The organism is Halomonas campaniensis (assembly GCF_014193375.1).
GTDB lineage: Bacteria > Pseudomonadota > Gammaproteobacteria > Pseudomonadales > Halomonadaceae > Halomonas > Halomonas campaniensis.
Genome location: NZ_JACHZF010000002.1, coordinates 102,040 through 118,707, shown reverse-complemented (window position 1 = coordinate 118,707; position 16,668 = coordinate 102,040). Strand labels below are relative to the sequence as shown.

Sequence of the window (16,668 nt, the reverse complement as noted above, 5' to 3'; positions counted from 1 at the left end):
CATGGCCATGGTTCAACCCCGCACGATCCGCGCCCGGCGGCTGGCCGCCCACCTGGCGCTGCTCGGCTTCGTGTCGCTGATCGTCTTCCCGCTGCTGCTGGTGATCTCGATCTCCTTCCGCGAGGGCAACTTCGCCAGCGGCAGCCTGATTCCCGAACGCTTCTCGCTGGAGCACTGGGCCCTGGCCTTCGGCATCCCCTGGGAGCGGGCCGACGGCAGCGTGGTCCAGCCCCCCTTTCCGGTGCTGCTGTGGCTGTGGAACTCGGTGAAGGTCGCGCTGGTGTCGTCGCTGCTGATCCTGGCGCTCGCCACCACCAGCGCCTACGCCTTCGCGCGCATGCGCTTCCGCGGCAAGGCGCCGATCCTCAAGGGCATGCTGATCTTCCAGATGTTCCCGGCGGTGCTCTCGCTGGTGGCGCTCTATGCGCTGTTCGATCGCCTGGGCCAGCTGGTGCCCTGGCTGGGCATCAACACCCATGGCGCCCTGATCGTCGCCTCGCTGGGGGCGGTGGCCCTGCATATCTGGACCATCAAGGGCTACTTCGAATCCATCGACGGTTCCCTGGAGGAGGCCGCCATGGTCGACGGCGCCAGCACCTGGCAGGCCTTCCGCTACATCCTGCTGCCGCTGTCGGTACCGATCCTGATGGTGGTCTTCATCCTCGCCTTCGTGATGAGCATCATGGAATACCCCATGGCCTCGGTGCTGCTGGTCGACGAGCACAAGCTGACGCTGGCCGTGGGCGCCCAGCAGTACCTGGCCGACCACAACCAGCGCTGGGGCAACTTCGCCGCCGCCGCGGTGCTCTCGGGCCTGCCCATCACCGTGGCCTTCCTGGTCTGCCAGCGCTGGATCATCGGCGGGCTGACCGCCGGCGGCGTCAAGGGCTGACCCGCCCCTATTCCTCGTCCCGGGCCTGAATTCAGGCGATAGGCGCTGCCCGCCCCCGGCCAGCTGGTCGGGGCTTTCTCGTGCCGAGGTGTCGAATGTGACGACGCCCCGTGCGCTATCGCGCCCGGGGCGTCGGGTCGTGCCTGGAAGGACAGCGACTCAGCGCAGCAGCAGCACCGGCACCCTCGCACGGCGCAGCATCTCGGTGGTGGTACTGCCCACCAGCAGGTGGCGAATCCGCGAGTGGCCGTAGGCGCCCATCACCAGCAGGTCGATGCCCTTCTCCTCCTGGTAGGCGCGCAGGGTCGCCTCCACCTCGCCGGCGCGAATGGCCCCCTCGGCCTCGTGGCCAGCGTCGCGGAGGGTCCTGAGTGCCCAGTCGAGCTGGGAGCGGTTGTCGCCGGTCTCGGCACCGACGATCACCACGTGCACCGGGATGCCCGCGAACAGGGGGCTCTTGGCCAGCATCTCGACGCCCTTGCGGGTGGTCTTGCTGCCGTCGAAGGCGAGCATCACCCCCTCGGGGACCTTGAAGGTGTCCGGCACCATCAGGATCGGCCGGTGCAGGGTGCGCACCACCCGCTCGAGGCTGGAGCCCAGGTGGCCGCTGTCCTGGTGGGCGGTCTCGCCGCGCTTGCCCACCACCAGCAGGCGGATCTCCTCCTGCAGCTCCTCGAGGGTCTCCACCAGGGTGCCGTTGCGCTGGCGGGTGGCCGGCTCGGCGACACCATCCTCGATGGCCCGCTCCCTGGCGGCCTTGAGCACCAGCCGGCCCTGCTCCTGGGCCACCTTGGCGCGCTGCTCGTCGAGCTGGGAGAGCTCCTCCAGCAGGTGCTCCCGCGACCCCAGGCCGATATTGCCGGAGAGGTCCGCCTCGGCGACCTGGGGATGGTTGTCCACCACATGCAGGAAGGTCAGCGGCGCCTCCAGGGCGAGGCTTGCCCAGGCGGCGTAGTCGCACACCCCTTCCGAGAACTTCGAGCCGTCGATGGCGGCCATCACCTGTTCGGTCATCGTGTCGTTTCCTGGCTGGCGCATGTCGTTGTCCGTCATATCGTTTCTACCCGATGAGGACTGGCCTGCATAGGACACAGGTCAACGGATCACTCGGCACAGTCGATGCACTTGAGCACGGTGGGGTCCCACTCGAGTCGCCTGGCGGCGATCCACTCGCCGCATTCGATGCACTCGCCGTACTCACCTCGGCCGATCCGGGCCAAGGCGGCATCGATGCGCCGGATCGCCAGCTGCCGGCGCTCCTCCTCGGCCTTGGCCATGGCCTGGCCCTGCAGGGCATCCATGCGCGACAGCCGCCCCACGGACTGCTGGTCCAGCACCACCGTGGCACGGCTCTCCTCGCTCTCGGCGCTCTGATCGACCAGCTCCGCCCTGGTGTCTTCCAGCTGGCGGGTGATCTTCTCCACATCGAGTTCCGGGTGATTCATGGGCGACTCCCCCTCTGCGTGACGTCACTGTACCGCCAGCATGAAGAAAAGAACCGGCACGCGCCAGAAGGCGGGCCGGTTCATCGGAGCGCGTCCCGAGGCTTCAGCGCAGCAGCAGGATCGGCACGCTGGCGCGCCGCAGCATCTCGGTGGTGGTGCTGCCCACCAGCAGGTGGCGGATGCGCGAGTGGCCGTAGGCGCCCATCACCAGCAGGTCGATGGCGTTCTCGTCCTTGTAGGCGCGCAGGGTCGCCTCCACTTCGCCGGCGCGGATGGCGCCCTCGGCCTCGTGACCGGCGTCGCGCAACGTGGCCAGGGCCCAGTCGAGCTGGGAGCGGTTGTCGCCGGTCTCGGCGCCGATGATCACCACGTGCACCGGGATGCCCGCGAACAGCGGGCTCTTCGCCAGCATCTCCACGCCCTTGCGGGTGGTCGGGCTGCCGTCGAAGGCGAGCATCACCTTCTTCGGGGCCTCGAAGGACGCCGGCACCATCAGGATCGGCCGATGCAGGGTGCGCACCACCCGCTCCAGGTTGGAGCCCAGGTGGCCGCTGGCCTGCTCGGCGCCCTCGCCGCGCTTGCCGATCACCAGCAGGCGCATGTCGCCCTGCAGCTCCTCCAGGGTCTCCACCAGGGTACCGTTGCGCTGGCGGGCGCCGGGTTCGGCGACGCCATCCTGGATGGCTCGCTCCCTGGCGGCCTGCAGCATCAGCCGGCCCTGCTCCTGGGCCACCTTGGCACGCTGCTCATCCAGCCGGGCGAGCTCCTCGAGCAGGCGCTCGCGCCCACCGGCCAGCAGGTTGCCGGAGAGGTTGCGCTCCTCCGGCGGCACATGGTTGTCGTTGACATGCAGGAAGGTCAGCGGCGCGCCCAGGGCGAGGCTTGCCCAGGCGGCGGCGTCGCAGACGCCTTCGGAGAATGTCGAGCCGTCGATGGCGGCCATTACCTGTTCGGTCATCTCAGTGTCCTCCCATCAGTTTTTCGACGGCGGCAGGGTCGTCATGCACCGCATAGCGGTCGACGATGGTGGCGCTCGCCTCGTTGAGGCCCACCAGCTCCACCTCGGTGCCCTCGCGGCGGAACTTGATCACCACGCGGTCCAGGGTCTGCACGGCGGTGATATCCCAGAAGTGGGCGCGGGAGAGGTCGATGGTGACCTTCTCGACGGTCTCCTTGAAGTCGAAGGCGTTGCCGAAGCGCTCGGAGGAGGCGAAGAAGACCTGGCCCACCACCCTGTAGATGCGACGGCTACCCTCGTCGGCTTCCTCGCTGCCGATGTAGAGGATGTTGCCGACCTTGTTGGCGAAGTTCATGGCGGCGAGCAGCACGCCGACGAAGACCCCGATGGCCAGGTTGTGGGTCACCACGGTGACGATGACCGTGGCGATCATCACCACGTTGGTGCTCATGGGGTGCTGCTTGAGGTCGCGGATCGAGGACCAGCTGAAGGTGCCGATGGCCACCATGATCATCACCGCGACGAGGGCGGCCATGGGAATCTGCGAGACCCATTCGGAGAGGAAGACCACCATCAGCAGCAGCACCACCCCGGCGATCAGCGAGGAGAGGCGGGTGCGGCCGCCGGATTTCACATTGATCACCGACTGGCCGATCATCGCACAGCCCGCCATGCCGCCGATCAGGCCGGCGCCGATGTTGGCGATGCCCTGCCCCTTGCACTCGCGGTTCTTGTTGCTCTTGGTGTCGGTGAGGTCGTCGACGATGGTGGCGGTCATCATCGACTCCAGCAGGCCGACTATAGTGAGCATCAGCGAGTAGGGCAGCACGATCATCAGGGTCTCGAGGTTGAGCGGGACGTCCGGCCACAGGAAGACCGGCAGGCTGTCCGGCAGCTCGCCCATGTCGCCAACATCACGAATATCCATGCCGGTGATCATGTAGACGGCGGTGAGCACCACAATGCAGACCAGCGGCGAGGGAATCGACTTGCCGATCACGGGCAACAGTGGGAAGCCGTAGATGATGGCCAGCCCGGCTAGCGTCATGGCATAGACGTGCCAGGTCACATCGGTCAGCTCGGGCAGCTGGGCCATGAAGATCAGGATCGCCAGGGCGTTGACGAAACCGGTGACCACCGAGCGCGAGACGAAGCGCATCAGCTCGGCCAGCTTGAGATATCCCGCCAGGATCTGCAGCACCCCGGTGAGCAGGGTGGCCACCAGCAGGTACTCCAGGCCGTGGTCACGCACCAGGGTGACCATCAGCAGCGCCATAGCGCCGGTGGCGCCGGAGATCATGCCGGAACGTCCGCCGGTGAAGGCGATGATCACACAGATGGCGAAGGAGGCGTAGAGGCCCACCTTGGGGTCCACGCCGGCGATGATGGAGAAGGCGATCGCCTCGGGAATCAGGGCCAGGGCGACCACGATTCCCGCGAGGGTGTCGCCTTTCAAGTTGGAAAACCAACTCAGCTTCATTTTTTCGTACATGCTGGGTTCCAGTCAGGGTTGAGTGTCATGCCGTCAGGGCTGTCGGGCAACGCCGGGTCGCCGACCGCACCGCTGACGGTGCGGTCCATGTCACGGACCATCGGGTATTGCCGCTATGGGGGTGGGCACGGGCGTGCCCCGGCGGCCACAGGGTGGCGCCATGCGGTGACGCCTCGATGACGAGGGCGCGACCGAAGGAGAAGGAGGCGTGCGCTAGGGCGGCGTGGCTAGCCCTGCCGGGTGAGTCGTCACGTGCTGTCGGTTCCCTTGCTCTGCATCACATCGACGGGAACGAATTGAACGAAAGTCTGATGACCGCTCCCGGAAAGAGCGCAGATTCTAGCAGAACGGATGCTGCGGTGCACCCCCGGGGCAGGCGGGCAGGAACCGCCACGGCCCGGCGGCCGTGGCGGCATGGGCGGGAAAGGCTCAGCTGGCGCCGCCTTCGTCGGGCGCCTTGGCGCCCCCCGTGCGGGCCTGGGCGGCCGGCGAGGCCTTCATGTACTTGAAGGCCTCCATGATGTCCATGGGCAGCGGGAAGACGATGGTGGAGGCGTTCTTGTTGCTCATGTCGCTCATGGTCTGCAGGTAGCGCAGCTGCAGGGCCGCCGAGTTCTCGGCCATGACGTTGGCCGCCTCGACCAGCTTGCGCGAGGCCTGCAGCTCGCCTTCGGCGTGGATCACCTTGGCGCGGCGCTCGCGCTCGGCCTCGGCCTGGCGGGCGATGGCGCGGATCATGCTCTCGTCCAGGTCGACGTGCTTGATCTCCACGTTGGCCACCTTGATGCCCCACTCCTCGGTCTGGGCGTCGATGATCTCCTGGATATCGTTGTTGAGCTTGTCGCGCTCGGAGAGCATCTCGTCCAGATCATGCTTGCCGAGCACCGAACGCAGGGTGGTCTGGGCCAGCTGGCTGGTCGCCACGGTGAAGTTCTCCACCTGGATGATCGCCCTCTCCGGGTCGACCACCCGGAAGTAGAGCACGGCGTTGACCTTCACGGTGACGTTGTCCTGGGAGATCACGTCCTGCTCCGGCACGTCCATGGTGATCACCCGCAGGTCGACCACCTCCATCTTCTGGATCCCGGGGATCACGATGATCAGGCCGGGGCCCTTGACCCCCTGGAAGCGGCCGAGGAAGAAGATCACCCCGCGCTTGTACTCCGGCAGGATGCGGATCGAGGCCGCGATCAGCATGAACAGCAGCACTACCGGTACGAGATAGGAAATCAACATGGTCTGTCTCCATGGTTCGCGTGAAAAGGTTGGCGTGAAAGGTTGGCGTGAAAAGGTTCCGGGTGAAGCCTGGCGGCGTCGAAGGCGACGCCTCAGCGATCCTCCTCCAGGGGCTCGACCTCGACGGTCAGGCCATCGATCCTCGCGACCCTCACCCTCTGGCCCTTGACCAGCGGGCTGTCGCTGCGGGCATTCCAGCGCTCGCCCATCAGGCGCACGTGGCCGGTGCCGTCGAAGTCCTCGAGGACCCGGGCCTCGCTGCCGACCAGCTCCTCCTGCCCCCCCTTGGCCGGGCGCCGGCGAATGCTCATGAAGCGGGTCATCACCCACAGCATCAGGACCGCGGCCAGCAGGGCGATGCCGCCGATCATCGGCAGCGAGATACTCAGGTTGTCTGCATCCATCAGAATCACCGATCCGATCACGAAGGCGACGATGCCGCCCATTCCCAATATGCCGAAACTGGGCATCAGCGCCTCGCCCACGATCAGCGCCAGGCCGACCAGGATCAGCGCCAGGCCGGCGAAGTTGACCGGCAGCACCTGGAACGCGAACAGGGCCAGCAGCAGGCAGATGATGCCGATGGTGCCCGGCACCAGACTGCCCGGGTTGGAGAGCTCGAAGATCAGCCCGTAGAAGCCGATGATCATCAGGAAGTAGGCGACGTTGGGGTTGGTGATCACCGACAGCAGCTGGGTGCGCCAGTCGGGATCGAAGCGCTCGATGACCAGATCGGCGGTCGCAAGGGTCAGTTCGCCGCGCTCCATCACCACCGTGCGACCGTCGATCTGCTCGAGCAGGTCCTCGATGTCGCTGGCCACCACGTCGATGACGTTCTTCTCCAGCGCCTCCCGGGAGGTGAGGTTGACCGCCTCGCGCACCGCCTCCTCGGCCCAGTCGGCGTTGCGGCCGTGGCGCTCGGCCAGGCCGCGGATATAGTAGACGGCGTCCTCCAGCACCTTGCGCTCCATGGCCGTCTCGCCGCGACGCGGGCCGTCGCCGGAGGCCTCCTGCGCCTCATCCTCGTCGGCGGCCGCGGGTTCCTCCGACGGTGCCGCCGCGACGCCCTCGGAGGCGGCGTCATCGTCCTCGGCCGTCACCTCGGCGCTCGCGCCGGCGGAGTCGGCGCCCTCGGGTTCTTCCGCCCTGGCCCCGCCGCCGCTGTCTTCGTCATCATTGTCGCCACCCAGGCCCGGCAGGCCGCCCCCGCCCATCTGCACCGGCGTGGCCGACCCCAGATGGGTGGAGGGCGCCATGGCCGCCACGTGGCTGCCATACAGCAGGTAGGTCCCGGCGCTGGCCGCCCGTGCGCCGCTCGGCGACACGTAGATGGCCACCGGCACCGGCGAGGTGAGCATGGCGCGGATCATGTCGCGCATGGAGGCGTCGAGGCCGCCGGGGGTGTCCATCTGCACCACCACGATCTCGGCATTGCCCTCGGCGGCCCGGCGCAGGCCGCGCTGGAAGTAGTCGCTGGTGGCGGGGCCGATGGCCCCCTCCACGGTCATCACCAGCGCCGTGCGTTCGTTCTGCTGGGCCTGGACCACCGACTGGAAGAGCGCCAGGAGCGCCCCCAGCGCCAGGCAGAAGAGGCTGAACAGGAGGAATCGGCGCCCGATCAGGGCGGCATGAACTCGGCTCATGATGATCTTCCCTGCGCGACCCGTACAGTGGGTGTGAGTGTCGGCGTAGCGGTTGGTTCAGCCGATGCTGATATCAGCGTAGGTGCTGGCAGCCACCGGCCGCAACAGCCCGGTCCTGTCGGGGAGACCGTCACGTCATCGGGTCAGCAGGCAAAGGGGGAGAGTGCAAAGGGAAACGGACACCGGGTCGTAGTGACGCCGGTGTCCGCAAGGTCCCGCGGGGACGTCAGAGGTCGTGGGGCTGGCCGGACACGCGGCGCTGGACCTCCACCATGTAGGCCGAGAGCGACGGCAGCGCCTCGCCCCCCCAGTCGAGGGGACTCCCCTGCATCGGCGCCACCATGCAGATCTGCACCATCTCGTCGGCGTGCACCTCGGACATGCCGAACTGGTTCTCGGCCATGGCGACCTGATGCGGGAAGGCCTCCTCGAAGGTCGGGTTGTAGCCCATGTCCTGGCCATCACTGCCGTGGCAGGTCGCACAGGAGAGCCCGTTGGTGCTCAGCGAGGTGTCATAGTAGAGCTCCTCGCCGCGGGCCAGCAGCTCGGGAGGGTTCTCGCCGCTCTCGCTGTAGGCCGGTTCATAGCCCGCCGGACGCTGCACGGCATCGGCAGACCCCGCCTCGGCCTCTCCCTCCGCTTCGGCTTCGCCTTCTGCCTCGCCCTCGGCTTCACCTTCCGCTTCCCCCTCTGCCTCACCTTCCGCTTCGCCCTCTGCCTCGGCCTCACCCTGCGCCTCGGCGCCTCCCTCCGCATGGGCCTCAGCATGGGCGTTGGCAAAAAGCAGCGAGGTGGCAGAAAGCGTGGACAGGCCTGGCGCGGTCTCATCCTCTCCGACGGTGGCATGAAGGGTCACACCGCCCGCCACCAGGGCGAGCACCGGCGCCGAATAGGCCAGCTGTCGCCCCAGGCGTCCTAGCAGCCTGCGGCGTTTATCGTCATGCTGTGACATGGTAGCTACCTCCGTGATGGCAAGTCGTGACGACGCGGGAGCGTCGTTCGGCCAGGCACACGCCTCTTCGCCCGGACCACCGCATGTCGTTGCGGTCAGGTTCTGTCGGCAGACGGCCGCATGGCTTACAGTCGCCTTCTGGCCACGGCCCCCACGCCGCCAGAAACGCCCTCTGCCACCGGAACTGTAGTGTAAGGATGGCCGGGCTCGCCCGACCATGATGAGACGCCGAACTCCCGACACCGAGGAACGACATGCCGGATTCCGTCTCCTGCGCGGACACCCGACTCGACGCACACGATGCCCTGGCCAGGGCTCTGGCTCGGGCCAGCCTCGCGGCCGATATCCGCGCGATGCGCCCGATGGCCGATACCGGCCTGGCGCATACCCATGTGTGGCTTTCGCGCGACACCATCGACTGGGTGGCACGCCTGCCCAAGCAGAGCCAGATGGGTCTTGCGGCCGAGGAGAACCTGGCGTACCAGGCGGCCTGCTTCGCCCGCGCCAGCCGGAGCGGCCATACGCCGGCGCTGCATGGCGTGCTGCCGCCCGGGCCGGAACTGCCCCGGGGCGGACTGCTGGTGAGCGCGGTCCGAGGCCGGCCGGCCCGCCTGCCCGAAGACCTGCCGGCCGTCGCCGAGGCGCTGGCCGCCATCCATGGCCTCGACGTGCCCCTCGAGGCGGAGCGACCGCCCCTCCACGCCCCCGGCGATCCCTGGCGTGCCATGCGCGATGAGATCGCCCGGCAGGCGGAGTGGCTGGGGCACGCCGGCCTCTCCCGGGAGGCGCGGACGCGGATCGAGGCCGAGCTCGCCGCCCTGCCGGAGCACCTGCCCCAGGCACCCGGCATGGCACCGCGGCTGATCAGTTTCGATGCCCACCCCGGCAACTTCCTGGTCACCGACTCGGGGCGGGCGGTGCTGGTGGACCTGGAGAAGTGCCGCTACGGCCTGCCGGGGTTCGACCTGGCCCACGCCACGCTCTACACCTCCACCACCTGGGACCTGAACAGCCGCGCCGTGCTGAGCCCCACTGAGGTCGCCGACTTCTATCGCCACTGGCGTCGCGCCGGTGGGGCCACCGGCGACACTTCCAGCCTGCTCGCCTGCCGCCGGGCCATGTGGCTCTGGTCCCTGACCTGGTGCGCCAAGTGGCGGGCACAGCACGGCCGGGACCGCGATGCCGATGCCGCCGGCGAGGACTGGTCGGCCCAGCTCAGCGACAATGCCCTGGTGGCCCATGTCCGCGAGCGGGTCGAGCACTACCTCTCCCCGGCGGTGATCGACCGTGTGCGACATGAACTGGATGAGCTGCGCCTCGCCCTCGGCGACTGATCCCCCTCCCGACCCACCCGACAAGGACTGACCGAATGCCGATCCGCCCGTTTGCCCTGCTTCCCGCCCTCGCCCTGATGCTCACCGGTCCTCTCCAGGCCGCCCCGGACCCCGCCGACTGGGAGGCGGTGCTCGATGAGGCCCGCGGCCAGACCGTCTACTGGTATGCCTGGGCCGGCGAGGAGCGGACCAACGACTACATCCAGTGGACCGCCAACCGGGTCGCCGAGGATTTCGATATCGAGCTGGTGCATGTCAAGCTCAGCGACACCGCCGAGGCGGTCTCCCGGGTGCTCGCCGAGAAGCAGGCCGGCAACGACGACCGCGGCAACGTCGACCTGATCTGGATCAACGGCGAGAACTTCGCCACCATGAAGGCCAACGACCTGCTGTTCGGCCCCTGGTCGGATCGGCTGCCCCACTACCCGCTGACCGACCCGGAGAACACGCCGGCGGTGCGCTACGACTGGACGATCCCGGTAGACGGCCTCGAGTCGCCCTGGAGCAGCTCCCAAGTGGTGTTCTACCACGACACGGCACTGGTCGATGACCACCCGCGCTCCATGCCCGAACTGCTCGAATGGGCGCATGACAACCCCGGCGAGTTCACCTACGCCCGGGTCCCCAACTTCCTGGGCAACGCCTTCATCACCCAGGCGCTGCTGGAGCTGGCCGAAGAGCCCGGGATCCTCTACTCCCCCATGCAGGAAGCGGACTTCGAGGCGGTCACTGCCCCCCTGTGGGCCTTCCTGGATGAACTGCACCCGCTGCTGTGGCGAGGCGGCCGGGCCTTCCCCGCCAACAGCTCGGAGCTGCGTCGTCTGATGGGAGACGGCGAGATCAGCATCGCCCTCTCCTTCAGCACCACCGAGGCCTCCGGCGCCATCGCCAACTTCGAGCTGCCCGACAGCGTGCGCAGCTATGTCCACGACCACGGCATGATCGGCAACATGAGCTTCCTGGCCATTCCCTACAATGCCCAGCACAAGGCCGGGGCCATGGTGGTGGCCAACTACCTGCTCGGGCCCGAGGCCCAGGCGCACAAGCAGGACCCGGTGGTCTGGGGCAGCAACACGGTACTCTCGCTGGACACCCTCGACGAGGCCGATCGCGCACGCTTCGACGGCATCGACCTGGGCATCGCCACCCTGGCGCCGGACGAACTCGGCGAGGTCCTGGGGCAGCCCCACCCCAGCTGGGTGGATGCACTGGCCGAGGCCTGGCAGGAACGCTACGTGGGTCGCTGAGCGAGTCTCGCGATGCTCCGACTCGCTCCCTGGCTGATCGGCTTCCTGCTGGTCGGGCCCATCCTGGCCGGCCTGGCCATGGCCGTGCTGCCCGCCTTCGGCTACCTGCCGGCGCTGGGTGGCGAGGCCTTCAGCCTGACACCGTGGCGGGAGCTGCTCGCCCAGCCGGGCCTGGCGCGTTCGGTAGCGATCAGCCTGGCCAGCGGCCTGGTGACCACCGCAGTGTCGCTGGCCGTGGTACTGCTGTTCCTCGCCGGGGCCTCCGGCAGCCGCCTCGACGACTGGATCCGCCGCCTGGTCTCGCCGCTGCTGTCGATCCCCCATGCGGCGGCGGCCTTCGGGCTGGCCTTCCTGATCGCCCCCTCGGGGCTGCTGGCCCGCCTGGTCTCGCCGGCACTGACCGGCTGGGAGCGACCCCCGGATGCGCTCATCGTCCAGGACCCCTGGGGGCTGTCGCTGATGGCGGGGCTGGTGATCAAGGAGATTCCCTTCCTGCTGCTGATGAGCCTGGCGGCTCTGCCCCAGCTCGACCCCCAGCGTCGCGTGGCCATGGCGCGCTCGCTGGGCTACCGGCCGACGCTGGCCTGGCTGAAGGTGGTCGCTCCAGCCCTCTACCCGCTGATCCGGCTGCCGGTCTATGCGGTGATCGCCTATGCCTCCTCGGTGGTCGACGTGGCCATGATCCTCGGCCCCACCCTGCCGCCGACGCTGGCCGTCTCCATCCTCGCCTGGTTCAACGACCCGGACCTGTCGCGGCGCTTCATGGCCTCGGCGGGCGCGCTGCTGCAGCTGGGCGTGACTCTCTCGGCGCTGGCCAGCTGGTGGTGTCTGGAGCGCCTGGTGCGCCGCCTGGGGCGGGGCTGGGTCGAGGGCGGACAGCGCCGCCGCGGCGACCTGGCGCTGCGCGCCGCCGGCAAGGGGCTGATCCTGCTCGCCGGTACCACCGCCCTGGTGGGGATCGCCGGGCTGGCGCTCAACTCACTGGCCGGTTTCTGGCGCTTTCCCGATGCCCTGCCCCAGGCCTTCACCCTGCAGCACTGGCAGCGTGCCCTGCCCTCGCTGGCTGGCCCGGTCACCTCGACGCTGGTGATCGCCGCCATCTCGACGCTGCTCGCCCTGGGCCTGACCCTGGCGGCCCTGGAGAACGAGCAGCGCACCGGGCGCCGCCCCCACCAGGGCCGCGTGCTGTCGGCCTTGGGCCTGCTCTACCTGCCGTTGATCGTGCCGCAGATCGCCTTCCTGTTCGGGCTGGTCGTGGTCATGGAATCCCTGGGCAGACCGCCGACCCATGGCCTGGTGATCTTCGGCCACCTGCTGTTCGTGCTGCCCTATGTGTTCCTGTCCCTCTCGGAAGCCTATCGGCGTCTCGACCCACGCTGGGAACGGCTGGCCCTCACCCTGGGCGCCTCGCATAATGGTTTCTTCTGGCGGGTGCGGCTGCCGATGCTGCTGGCGCCGCTGCTTACCGCCATGGCGGTGGGCCTGGCAGTGAGCATCGGCCAGTACCTGCCGACCCAGCTGCTCGGTGCCGGCCGCATTCCCACCGTGACCACCGAGGCCGTCTCCCTGGCCACCGGCGGCAACCGGCGACTGATCGGTGTCTGGGCCCTGGTCCAGGCCAGCCTGCCGCTGGTGGGCTTCGTCATCGCCGTGGGCCTGCCCCGGCTGCTCTGGTCCAATCGCCGCGGCATGCAAGGAGCCCCATGACCGAACACCAGACCCTGACCCTGCAGGAGATCCGCATCGCCCTGGCAGGCAAGACGCTGGTCGAGGTGGATGCCCGCATCGCGCCCGGCGAGGTGCTGACCGTGATGGGGCCCTCGGGCTCCGGCAAGTCGACGCTGCTGGCCCTGGTGGCCGGCTTCCTGGCGCCGGTGTTTCACGCCTCGGGGCGGGTGCTGCTGAACGGCTTCGACCTCACCGGGCTGCCGGCGGAACAGCGCGGCATCGGCCTGCTGTTCCAGGACCCGCTGCTCTTCCCGCACCTCTCGGTGGCGGGTAACCTGCGCTTCGGATTGCCCCGCGCCACCCGGGACAGGACGGCCCGGGTCGAGCAGGCACTGGCGCAGATCGGCCTGACGGGCTTCGGTGACCGCGACCCCTCGACTCTCTCGGGTGGCCAGCAGTCGCGGGTGGCCCTGATGCGCCTGCTGCTGTCGGCGCCCCGGGCCGTGCTCCTCGACGAGCCCTTCTCCAACCTCGACACTCACCGGCGGCGCGAGATGCGCCAGCTGGTGTTCGACCGGCTGCGTGAAGCCGGCCTGCCCAGCCTGCTGGTGACCCATGACCGCGAAGACGCCGAAGCCGCCGGCGGGCGGGTGATCGAGCTATGAGCCGGGACGCCTCGCCAAAGTCCCGTGCCGGGCGGCTCAGCATCATCATCCCGGTGCTCGACGAGGCCGACACCCTCGAGGCCCTGCTGGACGACCTGCAGGGACTCCGCCACCAGGGCGTCGAGCTGATCGTGGTCGACGGCGGAAGCCGCGACGGCTCCGGGGAGCGCGCCGCCCCCCTGGTGGACCGGGTGCTGGCCGCGGCGAGGGGGCGGGCCGTGCAGATGAACGCCGGTGCCCGGGTGGCCCGGGGTGAACGGCTGCTGTTCCTGCATGCCGACACCCTCCTGCCGCCCGGCGCCGACCGCCTGATCGCCGGCGCGCTGGCGGGACGACACTGCTGGGGACGCTTCGATATCCAACTGGCAGGGCGCCACCCGCTGCTGCCGGTCATCGCCACGGCCATGAACCTGCGCTCACGGCTGACCGGCATCGCCACCGGCGACCAGGCACTGTTCATGACCCGCGAGGCATTCGCGGCCGCCGGGGGGTTTCCCGAGCAGCCCCTGATGGAGGACATCGAGATGTCACGCCGGCTGAAGCGTCGCTCTTCCCCCGCCTGCCTGCGCCAGCGCGTGGTGAGCAGCGGACGACGCTGGGAGCGGCAGGGGGCCTGGGCGACCATCCGGCTGATGTGGCGGCTGCGCTGGCGCTACTGGCGAGGCGAGTCGCCGGAGCACCTGGCCAGGGAGTATCGCCATGTACGCTGATGCCGAGGTATCGCTCGCCATCCTCGCCAAGGCGCCGATCCCGGGCAGGGCCAAGACCCGCCTGATCCCGGCGCTGGGGCCCGAGGGAGCCGCGCGACTCCACGCACGACTGCTGCGCCGGACCCTGGCGGTGGCCTGCCACGCCCTGCCCTCCGCGCGGATCACGCTGTGGACGGCGCTGGACCCTGACCACCCGCTGTTCCTCGAGCTGGCCGAGCGACACGGCATTATTCTGCGCCCCCAGCCCGAGGGTGACCTGGGGGAGAGGATGCATCGCGCCCTGGCGCTGTCAGGCGGCCCCGCCATGGTCATCGGCAGCGACTGTCCGGTGCTCTCGCCCTCGCTGCTGACGGCCTGCGCCGGGCGACTGAAGAACCACGACGCCGTCTGCCTGCCCGCCGAGGACGGGGGCTATGGCCTGATCGGCGTTCGCCATTCCGACCCGCGGCTGTTCAACGACATCGCCTGGGGTACCGGCAGCGTCATGGCCGAGACGCGGGAACGGCTCGCGACGCTAGGCTGGCGCCTGGCCTGCCCCGCCACGGTCTGGGACGTCGACCGCCCCGAGGACCTGCGGCGCTGGCTGGAGTGGGCCGGTCGCCACCCGGGCGAGGAGTCGGCGTTCCGCTGAATCCTCCCAGCGCAGGCGGTGCGGGTCGAAGTCGCCCAGCAGCGCCGGCTTGACGATCTGGAAGTAGGGCGACAGGTCGAAATCCCGGGGCGTGAACAGGCTGTGATGGCGACGCCGCAGGACCCGCCGCCGGCATCCGACGCAGCGCTGCTCGTCCTCCTGCCACGACTCGATGGGCAGGATCGGATAGCGAACCGACTGGAACGACTGGGCGATCAGGGTCGAGCAGATCGCCCGGGTGGGATCCCCGCTGCCCAGCTCCAGCATCCGCCGGCGCCAGGGCGCCGGGACCGGCGGCAGCGGCAGCAGGTAGCGCGCCAGATCGACGATGTTGCGCAGGTCATAGCGGTGCCCCACCCGCTGGCAGGCGAATCGGACCAGCGTGGCGACCTCCTCGGAGGCCAGCCCCACCGGGCGGCAGATGCGCAACGGCAAGCCGCGAAATTCGTCGACACCCACCAGCCGCACGCCATCGGCCAGGTCTGCCTCGACGAAGCAGTCCCGCTCGCTACCGCCTGCCTGACTCGCCGCCTCATGGCCAACGAACAGCGCCGCGTGGGACCAGGAGGACTGGGTGAGGTACTTGATCACGGTGCTCAGCCGGGAGGACCCCTCGACCAGCAGCACATCGCCGGGCTGCAGGCAGCCCAGCGCCTCTGGAGCGGGAGGGGACTCGGCCCGATGCCAGGGGCGCGGGCTTGCGAGCCAGCAGCTCAATCGGTAGCCACAGCGTTCCAGCAGCTTTGACATGGGGTCCTCCTCGGGCCAACGCCCTCCCCGGAGCGCCTGTTGACATCAGTCCATTCGCGTGACCAGGTAATAACGACTCGATGCTTCCTGCTTGCCACCCAGCAATCGACCCTTCACCTCCAGCGTGTAGCGGCCGGCGTCAAGCATCTCATCGAGCGCGAACACCCCTCTTCGCTGCCGACCTTCGGCAACGCGCCTGTTCTCGCCATCGAGGAGGACTGCCTTCAGACTGACCGTATTCGGGCTGGTTCCGGCCCAGACCCGGCTTGCCACCTGCAGTCGCGTCCTGGCATCCACATCGAGGAAGAACCGATGGACACCGTCGATGCGCCGTGTCTCGCTGTGCCCCTCCACAAGAGGTGCGAGCGCACTGGCCGACACCGGCGAGACGTGACCCAGCCCACCGACGAGCAGACCGGCAGCAATGGTGGCCAACATGTATCTCGAGATCGTCATGGCCTGTCTCCTATTGGCCTGGCAAGGTATCCCGCTCGGAAGATGCCGAGCGGAAGACCATGCAGGCTTGCGCTCAGCGCAGGTCTGTACTCAGGTTGTAACGCTGTGTGGACTCCTGGCGACCTCCCAGCGGGGAGCCATGCACCTCCAGGACGTAGCGGCCCGGCGCAAGGCTCTGCTGGAGGACGAAGTCCTTGCCGCGCGAATTGGAGCGTGCGACCACGTTACCGTTGCCATCGCGAAGTTCGGCTTTCATCCTGCCGCCGGCCGCCTCGGGGCTCCAGAGCTGGCTCTCCACGCGCAACTGGCTGGGGCTGTCCACCTCGAAGCGATAGTGGTCGACTCCCGGGATCATGCGCGATGGCGTATTGCCATTCTTGAGTTCGAAGGTGCCATTGGTCACCATGGCGGATGACTGGGTCGCCAGGCCCATGGTGAGCATGCCGGCGAGCAGCGCCGTGGTCATCATCGTGGAACGTTTCATGATGGTTCTCCTTCCTCTGCCATTTCATTTCATTGTCAGGATCACCCGTTGTGAATCCTTGTGAATTGGTAGTGAGGAAGGCGGTTTTCTTACGATATTCGAGTG

At 68.5% G+C, this 16,668-nt stretch carries 17 protein-coding genes; 7 read left to right on the top strand and 10 right to left on the bottom strand.

Features of this window, described 5'->3' with window-relative positions; genetic code table 11:
- Position 1: 1 nt before the first annotated feature.
- Complete coding sequence (gene malG / locus BDK63_RS01615; RefSeq protein WP_183329572.1) at positions 2–892, top strand: maltose ABC transporter permease MalG; 891 nt, start codon at positions 2–4, stop codon at positions 890–892.
- Between the two features lie 159 nt (positions 893–1,051).
- Here the strand turns inward: malG and BDK63_RS01610 are convergent, their stop codons facing one another.
- The 7 genes from BDK63_RS01610 to BDK63_RS01580 all read right to left on the bottom strand — a co-directional run bounded on the left by BDK63_RS01610 (position 1,052) and on the right by BDK63_RS01580 (position 8,618).
- Positions 1,052–1,906 (bottom strand): universal stress protein, encoded by an 855-nt coding sequence (locus BDK63_RS01610; RefSeq protein ID WP_183329571.1) that lies wholly within the window; start codon positions 1,904–1,906, stop codon positions 1,052–1,054.
- Between the two features lie 89 nt (positions 1,907–1,995).
- Positions 1,996–2,337 carry a TraR/DksA family transcriptional regulator gene (locus BDK63_RS01605; RefSeq protein ID WP_183329570.1) on the bottom strand — a complete coding sequence of 114 codons (342 nt, stop codon included), beginning with the start codon at positions 2,335–2,337 and terminating at the stop codon, positions 1,996–1,998.
- Between the two features lie 103 nt (positions 2,338–2,440).
- Positions 2,441–3,295 (bottom strand): universal stress protein, encoded by an 855-nt coding sequence (locus tag BDK63_RS01600; RefSeq protein ID WP_183329569.1) that lies wholly within the window; start codon positions 3,293–3,295, stop codon positions 2,441–2,443.
- A gap of 1 nt (position 3,296) precedes the next feature.
- Positions 3,297–4,787 (bottom strand): SulP family inorganic anion transporter, encoded by a 1,491-nt coding sequence (locus tag BDK63_RS01595; protein WP_183329568.1) that lies wholly within the window; start codon positions 4,785–4,787, stop codon positions 3,297–3,299.
- 429 nt (positions 4,788–5,216) lie between these two features.
- Positions 5,217–6,023 (bottom strand): slipin family protein, encoded by an 807-nt coding sequence (locus BDK63_RS01590; protein WP_183329567.1) that lies wholly within the window; start codon positions 6,021–6,023, stop codon positions 5,217–5,219.
- Positions 6,024–6,115: 92 nt separating this feature from the next.
- Positions 6,116–7,666: an NfeD family protein gene (locus BDK63_RS01585; protein WP_183329566.1), complete on the bottom strand. Its 1,551-nt coding sequence runs from the start codon at positions 7,664–7,666 to the stop codon at positions 6,116–6,118.
- 226 nt (positions 7,667–7,892) lie between these two features.
- The gene (locus tag BDK63_RS01580) at positions 7,893–8,618 is read right to left on the bottom strand and encodes a hypothetical protein (protein ID WP_183329565.1); all 726 of its coding nucleotides are present in this window, start codon (positions 8,616–8,618) and stop codon (positions 7,893–7,895) included.
- A 254-nt stretch (positions 8,619–8,872) separates the two neighbouring features.
- On the opposite strand from BDK63_RS01580, the gene BDK63_RS01575 reads away from it, so the two are divergent.
- From BDK63_RS01575 to BDK63_RS01550, 6 genes are read left to right on the top strand one after another with little or no spacing between them, the layout of a single operon-like run.
- Complete coding sequence (locus BDK63_RS01575) at positions 8,873–9,952, top strand: phosphotransferase (protein WP_183329564.1); 1,080 nt, start codon at positions 8,873–8,875, stop codon at positions 9,950–9,952.
- Between the two features lie 35 nt (positions 9,953–9,987).
- Complete coding sequence (locus BDK63_RS01570) at positions 9,988–11,199, top strand: ABC transporter substrate-binding protein (protein WP_183329563.1); 1,212 nt, start codon at positions 9,988–9,990, stop codon at positions 11,197–11,199.
- Between the two features lie 12 nt (positions 11,200–11,211).
- Positions 11,212–12,906, top strand: a complete 1,695-nt coding sequence (locus BDK63_RS01565; RefSeq protein ID WP_183329562.1) for an ABC transporter permease — start codon at positions 11,212–11,214, stop codon at positions 12,904–12,906.
- Positions 12,903–13,532 carry an ATP-binding cassette domain-containing protein gene (locus tag BDK63_RS01560; protein WP_183329561.1) on the top strand — a complete coding sequence of 210 codons (630 nt, stop codon included), beginning with the start codon at positions 12,903–12,905 and terminating at the stop codon, positions 13,530–13,532. The genes BDK63_RS01565 and BDK63_RS01560 overlap by 4 nt, the downstream gene beginning before the upstream one ends.
- A complete protein-coding gene (locus tag BDK63_RS01555) occupies positions 13,529–14,242 on the top strand; it encodes a TIGR04283 family arsenosugar biosynthesis glycosyltransferase (RefSeq protein WP_183329560.1) in 714 nt (237 codons plus the stop codon). Before BDK63_RS01560 ends, BDK63_RS01555 begins: the two co-directional genes overlap by 4 nt.
- Positions 14,232–14,873 carry a TIGR04282 family arsenosugar biosynthesis glycosyltransferase gene (locus BDK63_RS01550; protein WP_183329559.1) on the top strand — a complete coding sequence of 214 codons (642 nt, stop codon included), beginning with the start codon at positions 14,232–14,234 and terminating at the stop codon, positions 14,871–14,873. The genes BDK63_RS01555 and BDK63_RS01550 overlap by 11 nt, the downstream gene beginning before the upstream one ends.
- On the opposite strand, the gene BDK63_RS01545 is transcribed toward BDK63_RS01550, so the two are convergent.
- From BDK63_RS01545 to BDK63_RS01535, 3 genes are all read right to left on the bottom strand, one after another.
- Positions 14,757–15,623, bottom strand: a complete 867-nt coding sequence (locus tag BDK63_RS01545) for a YiiX/YebB-like N1pC/P60 family cysteine hydrolase (RefSeq protein ID WP_183329558.1) — start codon at positions 15,621–15,623, stop codon at positions 14,757–14,759. The two genes, BDK63_RS01550 and BDK63_RS01545, sit on opposite strands and share 117 nt — an antisense overlap.
- A gap of 45 nt (positions 15,624–15,668) precedes the next feature.
- Positions 15,669–16,079: a hypothetical protein gene (locus tag BDK63_RS01540; protein ID WP_183329557.1), complete on the bottom strand. Its 411-nt coding sequence runs from the start codon at positions 16,077–16,079 to the stop codon at positions 15,669–15,671.
- Between the two features lie 73 nt (positions 16,080–16,152).
- Positions 16,153–16,563: a hypothetical protein gene (locus BDK63_RS01535; RefSeq protein WP_183329556.1), complete on the bottom strand. Its 411-nt coding sequence runs from the start codon at positions 16,561–16,563 to the stop codon at positions 16,153–16,155.
- Positions 16,564–16,668 lie beyond the last annotated feature (105 nt).

What these genes read in the sequence shown, in the direction of transcription:
- malG (WP_183329572.1), top strand. Translation starts at nt 2, where the DNA reads ATGGCCATGGTTCAACCCCGCACGATCCGCGCCCGGCGGCTGGCCGCC.
- BDK63_RS01610 (WP_183329571.1), bottom strand. Translation starts at nt 1,906, where the DNA reads ATGACCGAACAGGTGATGGCCGCCATCGACGGCTCGAAGTTCTCGGAA.
- BDK63_RS01605 (WP_183329570.1), bottom strand. Translation starts at nt 2,337, where the DNA reads ATGAATCACCCGGAACTCGATGTGGAGAAGATCACCCGCCAGCTGGAA.
- BDK63_RS01600 (WP_183329569.1), bottom strand. Translation starts at nt 3,295, where the DNA reads ATGACCGAACAGGTAATGGCCGCCATCGACGGCTCGACATTCTCCGAA.
- BDK63_RS01595 (WP_183329568.1), bottom strand. Translation starts at nt 4,787, where the DNA reads ATGTACGAAAAAATGAAGCTGAGTTGGTTTTCCAACTTGAAAGGCGAC.
- BDK63_RS01590 (WP_183329567.1), bottom strand. Translation starts at nt 6,023, where the DNA reads ATGTTGATTTCCTATCTCGTACCGGTAGTGCTGCTGTTCATGCTGATC.
- BDK63_RS01585 (WP_183329566.1), bottom strand. Translation starts at nt 7,666, where the DNA reads ATGAGCCGAGTTCATGCCGCCCTGATCGGGCGCCGATTCCTCCTGTTC.
- BDK63_RS01580 (WP_183329565.1), bottom strand. Translation starts at nt 8,618, where the DNA reads ATGTCACAGCATGACGATAAACGCCGCAGGCTGCTAGGACGCCTGGGG.
- BDK63_RS01575 (WP_183329564.1), top strand. Translation starts at nt 8,873, where the DNA reads ATGCCGGATTCCGTCTCCTGCGCGGACACCCGACTCGACGCACACGAT.
- BDK63_RS01570 (WP_183329563.1), top strand. Translation starts at nt 9,988, where the DNA reads ATGCCGATCCGCCCGTTTGCCCTGCTTCCCGCCCTCGCCCTGATGCTC.
- BDK63_RS01565 (WP_183329562.1), top strand. Translation starts at nt 11,212, where the DNA reads ATGCTCCGACTCGCTCCCTGGCTGATCGGCTTCCTGCTGGTCGGGCCC.
- BDK63_RS01560 (WP_183329561.1), top strand. Translation starts at nt 12,903, where the DNA reads ATGACCGAACACCAGACCCTGACCCTGCAGGAGATCCGCATCGCCCTG.
- BDK63_RS01555 (WP_183329560.1), top strand. Translation starts at nt 13,529, where the DNA reads ATGAGCCGGGACGCCTCGCCAAAGTCCCGTGCCGGGCGGCTCAGCATC.
- BDK63_RS01550 (WP_183329559.1), top strand. Translation starts at nt 14,232, where the DNA reads ATGTACGCTGATGCCGAGGTATCGCTCGCCATCCTCGCCAAGGCGCCG.
- BDK63_RS01545 (WP_183329558.1), bottom strand. Translation starts at nt 15,623, where the DNA reads ATGTCAAAGCTGCTGGAACGCTGTGGCTACCGATTGAGCTGCTGGCTC.
- BDK63_RS01540 (WP_183329557.1), bottom strand. Translation starts at nt 16,079, where the DNA reads ATGACGATCTCGAGATACATGTTGGCCACCATTGCTGCCGGTCTGCTC.
- BDK63_RS01535 (WP_183329556.1), bottom strand. Translation starts at nt 16,563, where the DNA reads ATGAAACGTTCCACGATGATGACCACGGCGCTGCTCGCCGGCATGCTC.